Origin of the sequence: Ochrobactrum sp. A-1, from assembly GCF_022488005.1 — a bacterium.
In the GTDB taxonomy this organism is placed as follows: Bacteria; Pseudomonadota; Alphaproteobacteria; order Rhizobiales; family Rhizobiaceae; genus Brucella.
Genome location: NZ_JAKVQC010000007.1, coordinates 966,971 through 986,155, shown reverse-complemented (window position 1 = coordinate 986,155; position 19,185 = coordinate 966,971). Strand labels below are relative to the sequence as shown.

The window sequence follows — 19,185 nt, the reverse complement described above, 5'->3', positions numbered from 1 at the left end:
TGCAGATGTCTTAGCGACGTTGGGAGGACGCCGTAATGCACGGTAGTAAAATAGCCCTGAGGGGCGTGCCGGATATTATTTCCTACATTGATGCGAATGACGGTATTCGAGGCCGCGCCGGTATTATCTGGTGGCTTGCCCTCGGTGGCCTGTTCCTTGATGCCTTCGCCAATTCGGCGTTGAGCGCAGGGCTTGGGCCGATGACACGCGATCTGGGACTGGATGCGGCGCAGGTCGCGCTGATGACCTCCTTCGCTTCGTGGGTAGCGATTGCATTCAATCCGATTGGTGGCTGGATCGCCGACCGCTGGGGCCGCATGCGCCCGCTGGTCTTCGCAAAGTTCATCGCCCTCATCGGTGCGGTGCTGGTGATGACGGCCCATTCCTATGAAGTTATTCTTATGGGGCGCTTCTTCGTGGGCGCCGCTTACGGCATCGATTTTGCCATTGCGATGGCCGTGCTCGCCGAATTCACACCGGCGCGCCTGCGCAGCCGTCTCAACACCTGGCAGGGCATCTGGTACACAGCCGTTTGTACAAATGTGCTTCTGGCCATGCTGTTCTATAGCTGGGATGTCGGTGACTCGATCTGGCGCTATTCGGTCGCGGCAACCGGTGTCTTCGCTTTCGCGATCATGATGCTGCAGCTCGTCTTCATGGTTGAAAGCCCGATCTGGCTTGCCCGCAAGGAAAGGCTGGAAGAGGCCGCCCGTGCGATGACCCGTATCTATCAGCGTGATTTCGTTGCCGCCCTGCCGGAAGACCGTTTGCCGGTTCTCAATCAGGCTCGCCGTGGCATTGCCAATGTCGCCCTGATTTTCCGTGGCATCTATCTGCCGCGCACCATTCTTGCCGCAACCGTCCAGATCGGGCAGTCGATCCAGTATTTTGCCGTGGGCTGGTACCTGCCGCTCATCAGTGCGGCGCTGTTCGGCAAGGATTTCCTCTATGCCATGCTGGGCACGCTGGTGTTCAACGTCTTCGGCATCATCGGCGGTTTCTCTTCGCCGGTCATCGGGCGCGTACTTGGCTTGCGCAAGGCTTCCGCCATCGGCTTCGGTGCGGTCTTCGTCATGCTGGTCATCATGGGGCTGTTCCATGACACCATGCCGACCTGGCTTGCGGTGATCGTGCCTTCGCTGTTCATCCTGTTCCATTCCGGTGGTCCGGGCGCAAACGGCAAGAGCCTGTCGTCGCTCTCGTTCCGTAGCGAGCTGCGTGCAGGCGCCAACGGCATCATCGGTGCCCTCGGCGCCATGGGCGCGGCGCTTGGGCTGCTGGTTTTCCCGCTCTTCCGCGAGAATTACGGCCTCGGCCCGACGTTCCTGATCCTGTCGGTCGTTCCGCTGATTGCCTGTATCATCTGCTCGATCATTCAGTGGGACCCGACCCGTACCAAGGTCAGCCCGGATGACGAGCCGAATGCGCCGCAGTTCGAAGGCGACCGGTAACAACGGAGGATAATGTGAACGGACGCAAACAGGCCATTCTGGCCATTGATGAAGGAACGTCCGGAACCAGGGCCGCGCTTGTCGCGGCCGACGGTTCGGTCTCCGCCGTCAATTACACGACGCTTGCCGTCTCTTCCCCGCGTCATAACGTGGTGGAACAGGACGCCGATGTTCTTTTGCAAAAGACCATCGAAGTGTGCGGCAAGACGATTGCTGCGGCGCGTGATGCTGGCGTGGAAATCGCTGCAATGGCAATCGCCACGCAGCGCGCGACCGGTGTTCTGTGGGATACGCAAACGGGTCGGGCGCTGGTCCCGGCCATGGTCTGGCAGGATTCACGCTATGCCGAAGAGCTGAAACCGCTCGGGGCCATATGGGACGCGAAACTCGTGTCGCTTGCCGGGCGTCCTGTGGGCGGACGGGCGATCTATCTATGGGCGGCGCGCCATATGCAGGAAACGCCCGCCGTGCGCGAGGCATGGAAGGCAAAAAGGCTTGCTTTCGGCACCGTCGACACCTGGTTGCTCTGGAACCTGTCAGAAGAACGCAAAGCCGTCACCACGCCGACGAATGCGACCTCTGCCGGTGCCTATATTCTCGGTGAGAACCGCTATTTCACTGACTGGGTTGAGGCACAGGATTTTCCGCTGGAGCTGTTGCCCAAGCTGAAGCAGGACGCTGACGATTTCGGTTATACGCGGCAGGATATTCTGGGCATTCGGGTGCCGATCAAGGCGTCCTGCGGTGATCAGCTGGGCGGTCTTGTCGGTCTTGGCTGTCACGATGCGGGGCAGGCCATGTGCGTGCATGGCACGGGCAGCTTCGTTGATCTTGTGATCGGAAAGCAGACGCCGAAAAATCCCGGCCTCTATGAAGCAACTTTCACCATGACGGCCTGGCGGAGCGAGAACCTCTCGCATTTCGCGGTCGAGACCTATGCCGCCACAACAGGATCGGCGCTCAACTGGCTCTGCAATGAAATGCGCTGGTTCGAGAATGCCAGGGAAATCAGCGAACTGGCTGCAACCGTGCCGTCTTCCGATGGCCTGTTCTTCATGCCGACCCTGACGGGATTACGCCAGCCGAACATCGTTCCGGATGGTCGGGCATCACTGACCGGGCTTTCGATGGCACACAGCCGGGCGCATCTTGCTCATGCCATATTGGATGGCATTGCCCATTCGGTTGTCTCCTGTGCGGAGGCGAGCTCGGAAGTGGCTGGCGTTCCTGTGCGGGAAGTGGTGGCAGGCGGAGGGCTTTCCTCCAGCGATACGCTGCTGCAATTGCAGGCTGATCTCAGTGGTGTGCCAGTAAGGCGCATGGCGGATCAGGATCGCGCGAGCTTGCGGGGCACCGCGTTTCTGGCAGGTAGCGATGGCTTGCTGTGGAGCGACCTTACGGAAGCCCGCGCCACGCTGCCCGAAGGCAATCTTTTCATCCCCAAGACCAGCGAAGCGGAAAGACAGGACCGTAGAGCGCGATGGCACTCCCTCACGGATGAGGAAGTCGCACGCGTCCGATCCGGTCATTATGAATAAACAGGAGTTGAAATGCTGAATCTGCGCTCCCGGCGCGCGGACAAGGATCGCGCCCGGATGATCCGCACCGAGCCGCTGAGGCTGAACCGGTCGGAACAGGAAGACCGTCTTGCCACTGAAACCTACGATATTCTGATCGTCGGTGGCGGCGTGACCGGTGCTTACTGCGCCTTTGACGCAAGTCTGCGCGGCTTTCGTGTGGCGCTGGTCGAGAAGGATGATTTTGCATCCGGCACGTCGTCAAAATCCTCCAAGATGGTGCATGGCGGTTTGCGCTATATCGAGCAGGGCAATCTTGGCCTGGTGCGTCATTCCCTGCTGGAGCGCCAGCGCCTGCGCCGCAATGCCAGCCATCTGGTGCAGCGCTTGCCTTTCCTGTTCCCCATTCTGGAACGGGATGGTGTGTTCGATTCACGCTTTGCCAAGGCGTTTGAAGGCTTGCTCTGGACCTATGATCTGGCCGGCGGCTGGCGCGAAGGCATTCTGCACCAGAAGCTGACCGCTGCCGAAGTGCTCGCCCACTGCCCGACCTTCAAGGACGAATATCTGCGCGGCGGCCTCATGTATTTCGACGCCCGTGTCGATGATGCTCGCCTGACGCTGGCGCTTGCCCGCTCTGCCGGTTTTCATGGGGCGACGGTCCTCAACCATTCGAAGGTCGCCGAGATTACCCGCAGTTCGGGCCGGGTCGATGGCGCTATCGTTCAGACGGTCGAGGGCAAGGAAATCCGCGTGCGCGCCAAGACCGTCATCATGGCGACTGGTGTATGGCTGCGCGACTGGATGGGGCTTGGCAAGAATGGCGAAAAGCCTTTGCATGTGCGCCCGGCCAAGGGCGTTCACGTGGCGATCCCCTGGCTGAAAATCCGCAACGACTGCACGGTGACCGTGCCGGTTCCGGGACGCAGCCGCCGTGCGACCATCACGCGCTGGGGCAACGTCTCCTATCTCGGTACGACCGATGAGGATTATCAGGGCGACCTTGATGATGTGCATTGCACGCGTCGCGAGCTCGATTTTCTGATCGAGGGTGCATGCAGCGCGCTCAATATCGACCTGACGCCGGATGATGTCGTCGGCAGTATCGCCGGGTGCCGTCCGCTGGTGGCCGCTTCGTCAGGCGGCAGCACCATGGACGTCAAACGCGACCATTCCGTGCATGTTGCGCCGGATGGCCTTGTCACGATTGTGGGCGGCAAGCTGACGACGTCGCGCCATATGGCCGAACAGACGGTGGATGCTGCTGCGAAAGTTCTCGGCGATCGTCGTCGCTGTACCACGAAAAAGGCATTTCTGCTGGGCGCTGCCGGTTATGACGCGCAGGCAATCGTGGCCTCCGGCGGCATGGAAGCGCATCTGGGCGAACGTTACGGCACGGAATCGCGCTTTGTCAGCGATCTGATGGCTGCCCGTCCTGAACTGGCCGAGCCCGTCGTGGAAGGACTGCCCTATACCGGCGGCGAAGTCGTCTATGCCGCCCGGCACGAACTTGCCCGAACAATCGATGACGTGCTGTCGCGGCGCATGCGTGCCCGCCTGATGGCGCGCGATGCCTCCGCCCGCGCTGCCGCAAAGGTTGGCGCCTTGCTGGGCGAGGAACTTGGTCTTCCCCAGGCCGAAATCGACCGTCAGGTCGCCGCTTATGTGGCCGCGACCGAAAAAGAAAAATCCATTCTCACAGGAGCGAACTGAACATGATCAGCAAGGAAGCCATCAAGCGCGGTTATAATCGCGGAAATTATGTCGTCGGCGCCCCGACCCAGCCGCACTATGCTGGCAGCATCAATAAAATCGGTACCGAGGCCGAACTGGCCCAGAACGCCGTTTCGGTGGATGCTGCTCTCGTCGAGAAACTGCAGGGCGTTGCGGACGAAGTTCTGACCGCGCGCGAAGATGTCGTCGTGAACACCCGCGACTGGTGGGCGCGCACGATGGTCGCGGAAACCGGCGGAAAACCTGCAACGGTTGACGGCGTATTCGTTCGCGTTTCGACGGTGGAACAGGTTCAGGCCGTCATGCGTCTTGCGCATGAAGCCAAGGTTCCGGTTACCGTTTCTGCCGGGCGTTCCAACGTTACGGGCGCTGCGCTGCCGCTGCGCGGCGGTATCGTGCTCGATGTCTGCAATCTCAACCGTCTTGTCAGCTTTGATGCGGACAGCCAGATCGTTGAAGTTGAAGCTGGCATGTTCGGCGATATTTTCGAGGAAACGATCCAGCGCGACTATGGCATGACCATGGGGCACTGGCCGTCTTCATACGGTATCAGCACCGTGGGCGGCTGGATCGCCTGCCGCGGCGCGGGTCAGCTTTCCACGCGCTATGGCAAGATCGAGGATATGGTCTACGGCATGGAAGTCGTGCTGGCCGACGGTTCGCTGGCAACGGTTGGAAACTATGCACGCGCAGCGATCGGACCCGATCTGCAGCAGATCTTCATCGGTTCGGAAGGCACGCTCGGCATCATCGTGAAGGCGCGCCTGAAACTGCATCGCCTGCCGGACTATGCCCGCGCTATCGCCTATGGGTTCAAGAGCTTTGCCATCGGTCTGGAAGCCTGCCGCCGTATCATGCAGGGCGGTGCCAATCCGGCTGCGCTGCGTCTTTACGACGAGCTGGAAAGCGGCGTGCAGTTCGGTCTGCCGGAAAGCAACGTTCTGCTGATTGCCGATGAAGGCGCGAAGGAAATGGTCGATGCCGTTATGGCGATCAGCGAAAAGGTTTGTGCCGAACTCGGTGACAAGCTCGATGGCGACGTTATCTTCGAGAAGTGGCTCGATACGCGCTATCTGACCGGCAAGAGCGCCGAGGGCTTCAAGCGCAGCCCCGGTTTTGTCGCCGATACGCTGGAAATGACCGGTTGCTGGCGCGATCTGCCTGCGATCTATGATGAGGTGGTTGCCGCCATCAATGCAGTGCCGGGTACACTCGCCGGTTCGGCGCACCAGTCACATGCCTATGTCGACGGCGCCTGCCTCTATTTCTCGCTGCGCGGTGACGTGGACGTGGAAAAACGTGCCGAATGGTATCGCGCTGCATGGGGTGCTGCCAATGCCGTTCTAATCAAGTATGGTGCAGCATTGAGCCATCACCACGGCGTCGGACTGCTCCGTGCGCCTTACATGAAGGACGCTCTGGGATCGGCATTTCCGCTGCTGGAAACGGTGAAGAAGGCGCTCGACCCGGACAACCTGCTTAACCCCGGCAAGCTCGGACTTTCGCTCGACATGCCAAGAGACGGAAAATGATGGAATGACATTGGACAGAACGATCGGTGAGCGGCTTTTGCGGGCGCCAGTCATGGCAACGCTCTACGGCGTGGACAATCTTCAGGCATTTCTGGACAGCAAGGCGGAAGTGGGCATCGTCGCCAACATCGCACTGCGCCATGTGGCTGAAGTGCTGAATGCGCTGAAGAAAAGCAACAAGCTGATCGTTCTGAACATCGACAGTTGCGAAGGCCTGTCGCAGGACAAGGGAGCCATTGAGTTCCTTGCCGAAATAGGCATTTCGGTTCTGCTGTCGACCCGCGTTCCAACAATCCAGAAGGCCGCGCAATGCGGCCTTCTGACCATGCAGAAGGTGTTTGTGACCGACCGCTCCACATGGCCGCGCAGCCTGAAGGCGATCTCGCAAAGCGCACCCAATCTGGTGCAGATCATGCCATCGCCGATGCTGGGTTATCTCTCGGTGGAGGACAAGCGCCGCCTGCCGCCTATCGTGGCGTCAGGATTCATCTGCAACGAAAGCGATGTCGGTACAGCGATGGCACAGGGCGCAATCGCTGTTTCCTCAAGCAACAAGTCGCTCTGGAACTATTCCGGTGCTGCGGCCTTGCGCGGGAAGGGCAAAAGCTAGATTAGGCTGCTGCGAACTAAATTGTTGCACGACCTTGTTTTGAACAAGATGTGCACCTATATGGCTGTCATAGGCATTGCTTAAGAGCGCTGGAACGCGTCTGTCGCTCGCAATAGTCTTCATCGCTTGATGCTTTTGACCACGGATGTACTGGCACTGGTAGGAAAGCGATGATCAGGAAGGTCGGTGCGTTTTCGCCCCGGCCTTTTTTGTTGTCTGCAGTTTCGCGAGAATGAAGCAAAACGGCCTGTTGAATTTTTCAGCAGGCCGTTTTGCTGAAAATTAAGCAGCGAGTGCTTCGTCTTCCGAGGTCGGGACTTCGGAAATCGTCTTCAGAACCTGCGAAGCGATCTGGTACGGGCAGCCCTGCGAGTTCGGGCGGCGATCTTCCAGATAACCGCGATATCCATCCCTGACGAACGCGTGTGGAACGCGGATCGAAGCGCCACGGTCGGCAACGCCGTAGGAGAACTTGTTCCATGGGGCGGTTTCATGCTTGCCGGTCAGGCGCATGTGGTTGTCCGGGCCGTAAACGTCGATATGGTCCTGCAGGTTCTTGTCGAACTGCGCCATGAGCGCCTCGAAATAGTCCTTGCCGCCCACTTCACGCATATGTTTGGTCGAGAAGTTGCAATGCATGCCCGAACCGTTCCAATCGGTGTCGCCGAGCGGCTTGCAATGGAATTCGATATCGATTTCGTACTGCTCGCAGAGGCGAAGCAGGAGATAGCGGGCCATCCAGATCTGGTCGGAGGCGTTCTTGGAGCCCTTGCCGAAAATCTGGAACTCCCACTGGCCCTTGGCCACTTCCGCATTGATGCCTTCGTGATTGATACCGGCATCGAGGCAGAGATCGAGATGTTCCTCGACGATCTTGCGGGCGATGGAGCCGATATTCTTGTAGCCGACGCCGGTGTAATAGGGACCCTGCGGGGCAGGGAAACCCTGTTCCGGGAAGCCCAGCGGACGGCCATCCTTGTAGAAGAAATATTCCTGCTCGAAACCGAACCATGCATCATCGTCTTCGAGGACGGTCGCGCGGCTGTTGGATGGATGCGGCGTGATGCCATCTGGCATCATGACTTCGCACATCACCAGAACACCGTTCTTGCGCGCAGGATCGGGATAGATCGCGACCGGCTTCAAAACGCAATCGGAGCTGCGGCCTTCGGCCTGCATTGTCGATGAGCCGTCGAAGCCCCAGAGCGGCAGTTGCTCAAGCGTCGGGAAAGCGTCGAATTCCTTGATCTGCGTCTTGCCGCGCAGGCCAGCAGCAGGGGTGCATCCATCGAGCCAAATGTATTCGAGCTTGTACTTGGTCATCGCTAGTCTCTCTGTCATCCTCGGTTGATCAATCACCACAAGTCATGCGGTGTCGCGCGGCTCGGTGTTCTATTTAATAGAAGCAAGGACCGTGCCAGTTTCGAATTTGGCGCATTTTTAAGGTGGAAACGGCAATTGCGACCGAGCGGGCAAGATTTACGCAACAGAAAGCGGAGAATGTCTGCTCAAAAAACAGGCAACGGATTACAATTTCATCACGCCTGATATTCAGCTTGCATCATCCCGGTCTCGCCGCTTGTCATTCGGGAGCAGAAAGCCGGGAAATTCAAAGGCATAAAGCAAAATCGAACAGGCGGACAGAATAAGTCGTTGGACGCTCCGGCCACCATTCTTCACCTTATCCTCAAACAAAAGGGGAGTGACTGATGGCACGTTCGATCAACAGAAAATCGGCTTTTCTGGCAAGTTTAGCGTTCAGTGTTTCGGCAATGACAGTTTTCGCGGCCAATGCTGCGGAAATCACCGTTATGGGTTATCGCGGCGCATTCCAGGACAATTACGTCAAGGCCGTCATCGAACCGTTCCAGAAGGAACATCCCGACATCAAGGTCACCTATTACGGGGTGCAGAATGCAGCGACATCGCTCGGCAACATGCGCGCCCAGAAATCTTCGCCTCAGACGGATGCGGTGATCTACGACCTTTCGGTCGCCAAGATTGCCGATGAGGAAGGGCTGGTCGAAAAACTCGATCCGGCATCGCTCAAAAATTATGCGGATGTCGCCGATCTCGGTAAGGAACTCGCTGGTTCCGCAATTCCCATTACATATGACACGCTTTCGCTTCTTTATAATCATGATGCATTTGCGGAAAGTCCACCGGTTAGCTGGGAAGCGCTCTGGGACAAGCAGCAAAGCGGCAAGGTCATCATCCCGGCACAGGGCGGCGGCGATATTCAAGCCATCCTGCTGACGATCATCGCGAACCGTCTCGCCGGTGAAGACGACTATACGAAAACTGTGAAACCGGGCGTCGACAAGCTGGTGGAACTCGCACCTGCCGTGCAGACATGGGAACCGAAGCCCGATGCCTATACGCTGGTTGCAAACGGCACGGCGACCTTGTCCATCGGCTATAATGCACGCGCCCAGTTCTACTTCGACCAGACTGGCGGAAAGCTTCAGTCGGTTGGACCGAAGGAAGGTACGGCTGCACAGGTGAACGTCATCAGTGCGATTGCCAACGGCAAGAACATGGATGCAACCAGGATATTCATCGATTACGCAATAAGTCCCGAGGCGCAGGCCCGTTTCGCCGAGATCATGTTCTATGCGCCATCGAACACGAAAGCGGATGTGAACGACGAAACGAAGAAGCGCATTCCGTACATGGATACGGCTCAACGCGAAAAGCTTATTCCGGTCAACTGGATGACAATCGGCGATATGCGCGACAAGCTGCTCAATCCCTGGCGTCGCCAGATCATTCCGGCTGGTCGTTAAAATCCTACCTCACCCTGAAATTCACGCTTCCGCCCCGTTTCGCCGGGGCGGCAACGACCCCTCACAGGTTTCGATATGGTAGCAGAAAACTCATTTCTACAGTTGAAGGCTCTTACCAAGCTCTACGGTAACAATTACCGCGCAGTGGACGACCTTCATCTCGATCTGCCGCGCGGAAAACTGCTCGGCCTCCTCGGCCCATCCGGTTGCGGAAAGACGACAACTTTGCGCATGATTGCCGGTCTCGCATCGATCTCGGACGGCAACATCCTGATCGATGGCAACGATATTTCGCACAGGCCGCCCCATCAGCGCGATATCGGTCTGGTTTTCCAGAACTACGCCTTGTTCCCGCATATGACCGTGGCCGAAAATGTCGCTTTCGGTCTCGATATGCGCAAGGTTGGCAAGGCTGAGGCGAAGAAGCGGGTCGAGGAAGCACTCGAAATGGTGCGGCTTCCCGGCTATGGGTCGCGCAAGCCCAAGGAAATGTCTGGTGGTCAGCAGCAGCGCGTGGCGCTGGCACGTGCGCTGGTCATTCGCCCGCGCATTCTTCTGCTGGATGAGCCCCTGTCCAATCTGGATGCGAAGCTGCGCGACGACATGCGGATCGAAATCCGCGAGATTCAGAAGCGCCTCGACATCACCACGGTTTTCGTTACGCATGACCAGGTCGAAGCGCTCACAATGTGCGATGTCGTCGGCGTGATGGATAGCGGCAAGCTGGCGCAGCTCGGTTCGCCGGAAGAAATCTATGAAAAGCCGTCCTCCCTGTTTGTGGCCAAATTTGTCGGTCGCGCCAATGTCCATGATTGCGAGATCGTCGACGAAAATGTCTGTCGGCTGGGCAGCGGCACCTATCGCTGCAACACGCATGGAAAGTCGCGCGGCTCAGGGCAGATTGCCATTCGTCCGCATCGCATCAATCTCACGCCCAACCGCGATCGCAATCTTGTCAGTGTCGTGACCAACAGCGCGCACGGCGTGGTCGAGCGCACGACCTATATCGGGGATATCGTTCAATACGACATCGAGATCGAGGGCGCTTGCCTGAAAGTCGAAGTACCGACCGCCAGCGCGGGACATGCGTTCCATACCGGTGACCGGCTGCTGTGCGAATGGAAACCGGAAGATATGCTGGTTTTCGGGAGTTGATGTCATGACAGCGATCACGTCAACCGATATCATCCCGGCAAAGCCATCGAGACGCAGGCGCTATAGTCTCGTCGCAGTTGCGCTCCTTCTGCCGATGGCCTTGATCAATCTCATTGCCTTCATTGCGCCGGTTGCCCACCTGGCGCAGATATCCTTCCTGCAGAGCGAGAGCGGCGGTGTCCTGACAGACCGCTATACGTTCGAGAATTATATCAATTTCTTCACCGACAGTTTCAATTGGGGTCTGGTGTTCAACTCGCTCTGGCTGAGCGCGTTCATCACGCTGGCAACGCTTATCTGTGCCTATCCGATTGCGCTTTTCCTGCACCGTGTTTCGCCGGTCTGGCGCAACTTCCTTTTCGTGGTGACGGTCTCGCCGCTGCTCGTCAGCAGCGTGGTGCGCACCTATGGCTGGATGGTGCTTCTCGGCGATCAGGGGCTCGTCAATGGAGCCTTGATGAATCTCGGCATCATTTCCTCCCCCATCAGGCTCGTCAACAATACGCTCGGCGTATTCATCGGCATGGTGGAAATCCTGATCCCCTATATGGCGCTGTCGCTGATTGCCGGTTTCGGGCGTCTGAACGCCTCGCTTGAGGAGGCTGCGGCATCCCTTGGCGCCAATGCCTTCACGCGGTTTCGTCGGATCATCCTGCCGCTTACCTTGCCGGGTATCGCACTTGGCTGCCTGCTTTGCTTCGTGCTGGCGATCAGCTCCTTCATCACGCCGAAATTGCTGGGCGGCGGACGCGTGTTCCTGCTGGCGACGGAAATCTACGATCAGGCTGTGATCCAGCTTGAATGGCCGCGTGCCGCCGCAACCTCCGTCGTTGTCCTGATCATCTTCGGTCTCGCCTTGATGGTCTATTCCCGCATCGCACGTCGTATCGACTGACTGGCAAAGGAGAAACGAGATGATTGGTTCAACTTCATTGCCATTCCGCCTTCTGGTCGGCCTGCTCTATCTGTTCCTGCTGGCCCCCATTCTGGTCGTCGTGCCGCTATCGTTCAGCAACGACAACTATCTCACTTTTCCGCCGCAGAGTTGGGGTGTGCGGTGGTATGCGGAAATGCTGCACCATGAAACGCTCATTCAGGCGTTCTGGATCAGCCTCGGCATTGCATCTGTCGTCACCGTCCTGTCGCTGCTGGCGGGTATCCCGGCGGCCTATGCGATCCGCCGCTATCAGTTCCGTGGACGCGAAGCAGTGCTGAACCTCTTCACCGCGCCGCTGCTTCTGCCGTCCATCGTGCTTGGCCTTGCCATTCTGCTGGTCTTCGTGCGGCTGGAACTGCTCGGAACGTTCACCGGTCTGGTGATCGCCCATCTGATCGTGACGACCCCTTACGTCATCCGCATCATGATAACGGCATTCTCGACTTTGCCGCCATCGGTCGAAGAGGCCGCCACGATGCTGGGCGCATCGCCGTTCACCGTGTTTCGTCGCATCACCCTGCCGTTGATGATGCCGGGTCTGGTGGCAAGTGCGGCTTTGTCCTTCCTCCTGTCATTCGATGAGGTGGTGATCTCGCTCTTCATCACCGGACCGCGCATGACGACGCTGCCGGTTGAAATCTTCAACTATGTCGAAAGCCGCACCGACCCCATGACCGCTTCCATCTCGGTCGTGCTGATCGCAGCCACGCTGCTCATCATCTTCGTCATCGAACGCACACTCGGATTGTCACGCACAATCGGCAAATAACCTCCCAACTGAAAGTGACTGCAAGCATGGAAAATATCGCCCTCTGGATGTCGCAACCGCATTTCAGCTATCTCGAAATTGCCCGGACCTGCGGCTTCTCATCCTTCGTTCTCGAACTCGAACACGGAACCTTCGACCTGTCGACGCTGGACCAGTTTCTGGCTTTCACCAAGGCACAGGGTCTCTCCACCCTGACCAAGGTGCTGGCACCGACGCCGGAAGCCATCCAGCAGGCGCTGGACTTCGGATCGGACGGCGTCATCGTTCCGCATATCCTCGGCGTGGACCATGCGCATCAGGTGACAAAAGCCGCAAAATATCCGCTGGTCGGCACGCGTTCTTATACCGGCGGTCGCATTTTCGGCTATGCCCGTCCGGCGACCGATGCCTTCGAAAAAGAGAACAGGCGCACCAAATGCTTCGCCATGATTGAGACGGCGGAAAGCCTTGCCGACGTCGAGAAGATCATTGCGCTGGATACGGTCGACGGCTTGTTTCCCGGCCCTTCGGATCTGGCGCTTGCGCGCGGTCGGGGAGCCTACGCTTTCAATGATGACGACAAGGCCGATTTGCGCCGCTGTGCGGCGGCTGCACGCGCTGTCGGTAAGCCATGGATCATGCCTGCCTGGACCGAAGCCGAACGACGCTTCGCGCAGGAAGAGGGCGCCGCGATGCTGGTCGTCGCCACACAGAACATGACGCTTCGCCAGGGCATGGTTTCAACCGTGAACATGCTGAAAAGCGAAGCCCTCGTTGCCTGATGATTACCTGAACTGAATACCCACTCATTCGCTGGAGGAAAAAATGAAGATTAGCCTGATCCAAACGAGCCCGCAGACCGACAAGGCAGAAAACCTGCGTATTACGCGGGGATTGATGGAAGATGCCGTGCGCACGGATTCTCCGGACCTGATCGTGCTGCCCGAATATTTCGAATACTACGGCGGTACTCCGGAAGAAAAGCTTGCAGCGGCAGAGAGCGTCCCCGGCGGTCCTGCCTACAAGATGGCGCAGGATTTTGCCCGCGAGCATAAGGTCTTCGTCCATGCCGGAACCCTGATGGAAAAGGTTCCAAACGAAAAGCGGATCTACAATTCCACCTTTGTCTTCAATCGCGAAGGCAAGGAGATCGCGCATTATCGCAAGATCCATATGTTCGACATCGTCGGGCCGGACGGGACGGCCTATAAGGAATCCGCAACCGTCAAGCCGGGCGAGAATGTCGTTGTCTACGACCTCGACGGGTTCAAGATCGGCTGCGCGATCTGCTACGACATCCGCTTTGCCGAACTTTATCTGGAGCTGGAAAAGGCTGGTGCCGATGTCATCGTGCTGCCCGCCGCATTTACGCTGCAAACCGGCAAGGATCATTGGGAAGTGCTGGCGCGTGCCCGTGCCATCGAAACCCAGACCTATTTTGCCGCCTGTGGCCAGACCGGCAGCACGGTTTCGAATGGCGAGCGGCGTCATACCTATGGTCACTCGCTCGTCTGCGATCCGTGGGGCCATGTCGTGGCGCGCGCATCCGATGGCATCGGCTTCGTGACGGCGCGCATCGAGCGCGCGCAGATCGAGCGTGTGCGTTCGCTTATCCCCATGGTCAGCCATCGCCGCATCGGCAAGCAGTTGCAAGCCTGCGCTTAGGAGGCGCCATATGTACACGATCAATCCCATGCCGGAGCAGATTCCTGCCGGTGATCTCCAGCTTCTGTCGGGGGTCGAGACGGCCACCGTCGGGCACTGGCGCTTCCTTGGCTTCATGCACCGTTCCATCCAGCCGCTCCTCCCGAAGCGCCGTGTGGTTGGCACCGCCGTCACCATCGCCATACCGGGCCCGGATTCCACCCTGCTTCACCACGTGACCGGAATGCTCCGTCCCGGCGATATTCTGGTGGTGGACCGGATGGGCGACGACCGCTATGCGTGCTGGGGCGGCGGTGTGACCATCGCTGCGAAGGCCTCGGGTGCTGTCGCAGGCATCGTGGATGGTCCCTGCACCGACCTGACGGAAATCGAGGATTCCGATTTTCCGATGTGGGCAAGGGGCATCTCGCCCATCACCACCCGGCTTTATGATCTGGGGGGCGGCATCAACATTCCGGTCTCCTGCGGCGGCGTCGTCGTCAATCCCGGTGATGCCATTCTGGCCGATGAGAGCGGGGTTCTGGTCCTGCCGCGTGACGAGGTGAATGCGGTCGCCTCGCGTGCGCTCGACATACAGGACAAGGGCAAGGTGCGCGAGGCGTCGGTTAAGACCGGTCTCAAGCTCGGTGACGTGTCCGGTGCCACCAATAAAATTCTCGCCCACGCGGGAAGCTGATCCGATACGGGCCGGTTTTGACCGGCCCCTATCATTTGTGGGGTAGAATATGACTATTTGCTTATTTTCACCCCGCAAGTGTCTTAGAAGGAAAGCACGAATCTGGTTGCCCGAAGCGCAATAAGGGACTTCAAGAAACGCAGGCGCGCGGGTGATTGAAATGGGAAGGGACATGCCCGTCCATGAATATCCGTTTTCTGGAAACGGTGATCTGGTTGTCGGAACTGCGTAATTTCCGGGCGACGGCGGCTCGCCTCAACATGACGCCTGCGGCAATATCCAATCGTATCGGCGCCATGGAGCAGGAACTGGGTTTCCGGCTCTTCGACCGCGATGCCCGCGACGTCAACCTGACGGCGGAAGGCGAAGCTTTTGTCGAGGGCGCGCGTGACGTGGTTCGCCGCTACCACGATCTGGTGGAAAGCCTGAGCCCGCAGAACGGGCTTGAAGGCACGCTGAAGATCGGCATCGTTCCGAGCCTCGCCATGACCATCTTGCCGGGCATTCTCGATATTGTCCGGCAGCGCTACCCGCAAATCCGCATCTCGATCACGACCTCGTCATCAAAAGGGATCGTGCAGAAGCTGGAGCAGCGAGAGCTCGATATTGTCTTCGCCATCAAGCCCGAACCGACGTCTCACCTGCGTATCGTAGACATATGTACTTTCGGCATGTTCTGGATATCGCGCAGTAATCAGTTTCCGGGCGGGGCAGAAGACATGCTGTCCCGCGATGACCTGCTCGGCTGCAATCTCATTTCCTATGAGAGCGGTTCCTACAATTATCAGCAGATCATCAATTATTTCACGGAAGAACGGCTGAAAGATGCGACCGTTCACTATTCCAACTCGCTCACCACGACGATCAACATGATTTCTGCAGGGGTCGGGATTTCGGTAATTCCACCGGTGGTAATCCAGAAAGAGCTTAGGACGGGCGAGCTACAGGTACTGAACACCAATGCCACTTTCCCGGCGACGAGCTATAGCGCTATCTATCTGGAGAGCGCGGCAACGCGCCTGATCACGCTTGTGGCCAATATCGCCCGTGAAGCCGGGCGCAATTTCAGCGGCAATTTCAGCGATAGTCTGGCTTATCAGGATTAAGGCGGTTTCCCTTATGCCGGTTCCAGGTTCTGGACGGGCATATCATCGCAATAAATGCTGATGATCTCTTCGGCGACCAGGCGCTGCAATTCCCACAGATTGCGGTCGCGAATGCCTTTTTCTTCCAGATGCTTGACGGTGAGATAGAGATATTCGGCGCAGGAACCCATATGTCCGCAGGCGCGCGCAAGCAGTCGGGCCACCGACGTCAGAGGCAATTTATCCGAAAGCCTGTCTCCGCGCGGCCCAGCCCAGAAAACGAGCGCACGCACAGGTCCATCCTCGGTGTCGACTGACATCCAGCGAATGGAATAGGCATCGTCAATCGAACTGATTTCGCGCCGGATCATTCGGCGTAATTGTCCAAGCCGGTCTTCATCGGACAGCCGGAAAACAATTCCTTTGCAGCTACCGCCCGGTCGCAGCGCCAGCATGAGGCCGGGCTGTGCCATCGTTGCGCGCCAGCGCGTTAGCCGAAGGCAGAATGACCGGTGCCAGCCGCTCGCAGTTCCGGCGCGTGAGTCCACCGCATCGAAATCCGGTTTCCAGATCAGGGAACCATAGGCAAAAACCCAAAGCGGATCGCCTCCTGCTTCGTGAAAGAGTTGATCGGCCAGTTCCTCGACCTCATTATCGGTAATCGATGCACGGCTCGGATCGGGACCGCGATCAACTTCAAGCCGAAGGCTCAGCGAAACGAGCTCCTCGGTCAAAGCCATCCGGGATATATCGGCAGAAGGCACGGCGTATTCTGGCTGATTGTAATTCTTGGTCATTCTTTCACGGCAACGCATGTTCATGGGCACGTCGCCTCAGATACTCGCATTTTTGCGCACATCATCAAGCTGTCGCAATGATGAAAATAACGATTCCCGGTCGCGCAGATGCTCTTCGTAGAGAGACACGAAAATGGAATTCGTCGTTACATGCGGCTCAGGCGCGGATTGCGCCCGTCGCAAGCTGTTGTTAGCCTTGCGCTTGGCATCTTCGACTTTGGCCTGCAATTCTTGAAGCCTGCCGGAATTGCCAAACGCACGAACTCCGCCTTCCGGTGCGCCCGAGGCGACTGTATTCGATGTCGAGTGGATCATGGTCTGCATCTCCAATGGCAAGATATAGAGCTGATCGTGGCGTCTGTTTATGATATAATGATGTTATAAAATGTACTAAATTACATTCTTGTGATGTTGTGTTTCGAGCATTGTTTTTAAGAATAATTCTATTTCTTGCTGATCAAATTTCTAGCACTGTCGTGGCGTTGGAAACGAGGCATTCAATGCCAAAACATCCAGTGAATGCGGAAAATAAGCATGGCTGCGCTACATCCGAATAGATTCCGGACGCGCAGGGTTGGGCCTTGAGGGCGGGATATCAATCAGCGTCGTGGTTCATGAACGGCAACATATCGACCGTGTCGATGGCCGTTGGCTCGACAGGCTTGCCGTCTGGCTTGGCGAAAATCATCACCGCAAAGCAGTAGATCAAAAACACCGCCACACCGATAGCTAGCAGGCTGGCAAATATGAGTGGCCAATCAAACATGCCCAACACCTTGGCGCAGTTTGCGCGTCAACTCAACAGTCTGTTTCGATAGGAAAGCCTCAACGCTAGCCTGCCGGAAAAGAACGACAAATTTTTATTGGGGGACGCAATGTCCGAAATTAAAACACTGGGGTCCAGGCAGGTTTACGAAAATCGTTGGATGAAGGTTCGCGAGGACCGCATCGTTTATCCGGACGGCAGTGAAAGCATTTATGGCGTCGTTGAGAAGAACGATGCGGCAATGATTTTCGCGATGGACGACGAGGACGGCGTCTATCTGGTGGAGCAGTTCCGCTATCCGGTCGGGAACCGCTTCTGGGAACTTCCGCAAGGAGCGTGGCAGGAGCAGGCGGACGTCGATCCATTGGTTCTGGCTCGCGGAGAGCTGCGAGAGGAAACCGGGCTGACTGCTGCGGATATGGTCTATCTCGGCGAGACTTACGAAGCCTATGGTTTTGCAGTCAACAAGTGCCACATCTTTCTCGCCACAGGACTGCAGATGGGAAAGCCCAGTCTTGATGCCGAAGAGCAGGGGCTGATCTGCCGCCGCTTTCCTATCGGGGAAGCAATAGAGATGATCCTTCGCGGCGATATCAAAGATGCCTGTACAATCGCTGCCTTCGGGCTTTTGAGCCTGAAAGGGATTATCTGAAACAGCCACATGGATGCAGCCGCCCCCACTGATCTCAGTGGGGCAGTCTCCAGAGCAGATATAAGCCCACGACTGTCGGCACGATAACGCCGAACCAGAGCCATGTCTGGTCCATCAGCAGCAATCGCGTCATTTCTTGTGGGTCTCGATCCAGGTAATGCCGAAGACGACAGCGCTGACGGCCAGGATCGCTGTTATCTCAATCCAAAAAATCAACTGCATGGCGATGTCCTCCAGCATGGTTAACAAACAACTAATGAAAAGGTTCACTCATAGGGGCGTTCGTTGACATAGTGACATCATGATGTCACTATGTCTGAATGAAAATCACACAAGATCATGCTCCTCTCTATGCCAGGGTAGAAACATCGCTGGCAGACGATATTGCAGCCGGTATTTTGCCGACTGGAAGTCAGCTTCCTCCGGAAGATCGTCTGATTGAACGCTTTGGTGTCAGCCGGACGACTGTTCGCAAGGCTGTCGAGAATCTGGTGGCGCGCGGCCTCGTCGAAATCCGCCGCGGCAAGGGCACGTTCGTCGCCCAACCCAAGGTCACTCAGGAGTTGACGGAGTTGACCGGGTTCGTCGAAGACATGCAGGCGCTTGGTCGGGCCGCGACGGCGCAACTGCTCGACAAGGAGATTGTGCCTGCCGATGCAGATGTTGCGCGGCAGCTTGCTCTGTCTTCAGGAACTCTGGTCATGCGGATCCGACGCGTCCGGTTCGCTGACGGAGTCGCGATGTCTTTCGATGAAACATATCTGCCGCGTGAAATCGGTGAGAAGATTGTCACGCACGACCTGGACGTCGAGCCGATCTTCACACTGCTTGAAGGCAGATATGATTTGCCCCTTATCGAAGCGGAGTATCGGCTGGAGGCTGTCAGCGCCGCGCTGGACGTTGCGGCGGCCCTTGGGGTGAAGCCCGGCAGCGCTGTGTTTCTGATCGAACGTACATCCTTCACTGAAGGGCATCGGGCGATAGACTATGAAAAACTCCATTATCGCGGAGACCTCATCAGCTTCGTCACTCGCCTGGCCCGGCGACCGCGCGATCGCAAGTAGGTGGGGTGGA

General features: G+C 57.7%; 19 protein-coding genes. 15 read left to right on the top strand and 4 right to left on the bottom strand.

The features are described from left to right. Positions 1–35 precede the first annotated feature (35 nt). From MKS82_RS22675 to MKS82_RS22655, 5 genes are read left to right on the top strand one after another with little or no spacing between them, the layout of a single operon-like run. Positions 36–1,451 (top strand): MFS transporter, encoded by a 1,416-nt coding sequence (locus MKS82_RS22675; protein WP_109988061.1) that lies wholly within the window; start codon positions 36–38, stop codon positions 1,449–1,451. Between the two features lie 14 nt (positions 1,452–1,465). Then, entirely contained in the window at positions 1,466–2,989 is a 1,524-nt protein-coding gene (locus tag MKS82_RS22670; protein WP_109988060.1) for an FGGY family carbohydrate kinase, read from the top strand. Positions 2,990–3,001: 12 nt separating this feature from the next. Further along, complete coding sequence (locus tag MKS82_RS22665; RefSeq protein WP_109988059.1) at positions 3,002–4,681, top strand: glycerol-3-phosphate dehydrogenase/oxidase; 1,680 nt, start codon at positions 3,002–3,004, stop codon at positions 4,679–4,681. Positions 4,682–4,683: 2 nt separating this feature from the next. Beyond that, the gene (locus MKS82_RS22660; RefSeq protein ID WP_109988058.1) at positions 4,684–6,234 is read left to right on the top strand and encodes an FAD-binding oxidoreductase; all 1,551 of its coding nucleotides are present in this window, start codon (positions 4,684–4,686) and stop codon (positions 6,232–6,234) included. 4 nt (positions 6,235–6,238) lie between these two features. Beyond that, positions 6,239–6,844 carry a glycerol-3-phosphate responsive antiterminator gene (locus MKS82_RS22655; protein WP_109988057.1) on the top strand — a complete coding sequence of 202 codons (606 nt, stop codon included), beginning with the start codon at positions 6,239–6,241 and terminating at the stop codon, positions 6,842–6,844. 282 nt (positions 6,845–7,126) lie between these two features. On the opposite strand, the gene MKS82_RS22650 is transcribed toward MKS82_RS22655, so the two are convergent. Continuing rightward, the gene (locus MKS82_RS22650; RefSeq protein ID WP_109988055.1) at positions 7,127–8,167 is read right to left on the bottom strand and encodes a glutamine synthetase beta-grasp domain-containing protein; all 1,041 of its coding nucleotides are present in this window, start codon (positions 8,165–8,167) and stop codon (positions 7,127–7,129) included. 386 nt (positions 8,168–8,553) lie between these two features. Here MKS82_RS22650 and MKS82_RS22645 point away from each other — a divergent pair, with 386 nt between their 5' ends. The 8 genes from MKS82_RS22645 (at position 8,554) to MKS82_RS22610 (ending at position 15,917) form a co-directional block, all read left to right on the top strand. Then, positions 8,554–9,630 carry an extracellular solute-binding protein gene (locus MKS82_RS22645; RefSeq protein WP_109988054.1) on the top strand — a complete coding sequence of 359 codons (1,077 nt, stop codon included), beginning with the start codon at positions 8,554–8,556 and terminating at the stop codon, positions 9,628–9,630. Positions 9,631–9,705: 75 nt separating this feature from the next. Further along, complete coding sequence (locus MKS82_RS22640) at positions 9,706–10,785, top strand: ABC transporter ATP-binding protein (RefSeq protein ID WP_109988053.1); 1,080 nt, start codon at positions 9,706–9,708, stop codon at positions 10,783–10,785. Between the two features lie 4 nt (positions 10,786–10,789). Continuing rightward, the gene (locus MKS82_RS22635) at positions 10,790–11,680 is read left to right on the top strand and encodes an ABC transporter permease (RefSeq protein WP_109988052.1); all 891 of its coding nucleotides are present in this window, start codon (positions 10,790–10,792) and stop codon (positions 11,678–11,680) included. A 19-nt stretch (positions 11,681–11,699) separates the two neighbouring features. Next, positions 11,700–12,491 (top strand): ABC transporter permease, encoded by a 792-nt coding sequence (locus tag MKS82_RS22630; RefSeq protein ID WP_006470062.1) that lies wholly within the window; start codon positions 11,700–11,702, stop codon positions 12,489–12,491. A gap of 26 nt (positions 12,492–12,517) precedes the next feature. Next, positions 12,518–13,252, top strand: a complete 735-nt coding sequence (locus MKS82_RS22625) for an aldolase/citrate lyase family protein (RefSeq protein ID WP_109988051.1) — start codon at positions 12,518–12,520, stop codon at positions 13,250–13,252. Between the two features lie 43 nt (positions 13,253–13,295). Further along, positions 13,296–14,135 (top strand): carbon-nitrogen hydrolase family protein, encoded by an 840-nt coding sequence (locus MKS82_RS22620; protein ID WP_109988050.1) that lies wholly within the window; start codon positions 13,296–13,298, stop codon positions 14,133–14,135. A gap of 10 nt (positions 14,136–14,145) precedes the next feature. Then, the gene (locus MKS82_RS22615; protein ID WP_109988049.1) at positions 14,146–14,811 is read left to right on the top strand and encodes an RraA family protein; all 666 of its coding nucleotides are present in this window, start codon (positions 14,146–14,148) and stop codon (positions 14,809–14,811) included. A gap of 182 nt (positions 14,812–14,993) precedes the next feature. Next, entirely contained in the window at positions 14,994–15,917 is a 924-nt protein-coding gene (locus tag MKS82_RS22610; protein ID WP_109988048.1) for a LysR family transcriptional regulator, read from the top strand. A gap of 11 nt (positions 15,918–15,928) precedes the next feature. Here the strand turns inward: MKS82_RS22610 and MKS82_RS22605 are convergent, their stop codons facing one another. The 3 genes from MKS82_RS22605 to MKS82_RS22595 all read right to left on the bottom strand — a co-directional run bounded on the left by MKS82_RS22605 (position 15,929) and on the right by MKS82_RS22595 (position 17,459). Further along, positions 15,929–16,693, bottom strand: a complete 765-nt coding sequence (locus MKS82_RS22605; protein WP_240579503.1) for a gamma-glutamylcyclotransferase — start codon at positions 16,691–16,693, stop codon at positions 15,929–15,931. A gap of 36 nt (positions 16,694–16,729) precedes the next feature. After that, positions 16,730–17,008: a hypothetical protein gene (locus MKS82_RS22600; protein ID WP_109988046.1), complete on the bottom strand. Its 279-nt coding sequence runs from the start codon at positions 17,006–17,008 to the stop codon at positions 16,730–16,732. Positions 17,009–17,288: 280 nt separating this feature from the next. Beyond that, entirely contained in the window at positions 17,289–17,459 is a 171-nt protein-coding gene (locus tag MKS82_RS22595; RefSeq protein ID WP_176038254.1) for a hypothetical protein, read from the bottom strand. Between the two features lie 109 nt (positions 17,460–17,568). Here MKS82_RS22595 and MKS82_RS22590 point away from each other — a divergent pair, with 109 nt between their 5' ends. Further along, positions 17,569–18,111: an NUDIX domain-containing protein gene (locus tag MKS82_RS22590; protein WP_240579303.1), complete on the top strand. Its 543-nt coding sequence runs from the start codon at positions 17,569–17,571 to the stop codon at positions 18,109–18,111. 320 nt (positions 18,112–18,431) lie between these two features. Next, positions 18,432–19,175, top strand: coding sequence for a GntR family transcriptional regulator (locus tag MKS82_RS22585; RefSeq protein WP_109988045.1), 744 nt, complete (start codon positions 18,432–18,434; stop codon positions 19,173–19,175). Positions 19,176–19,185 lie beyond the last annotated feature (10 nt).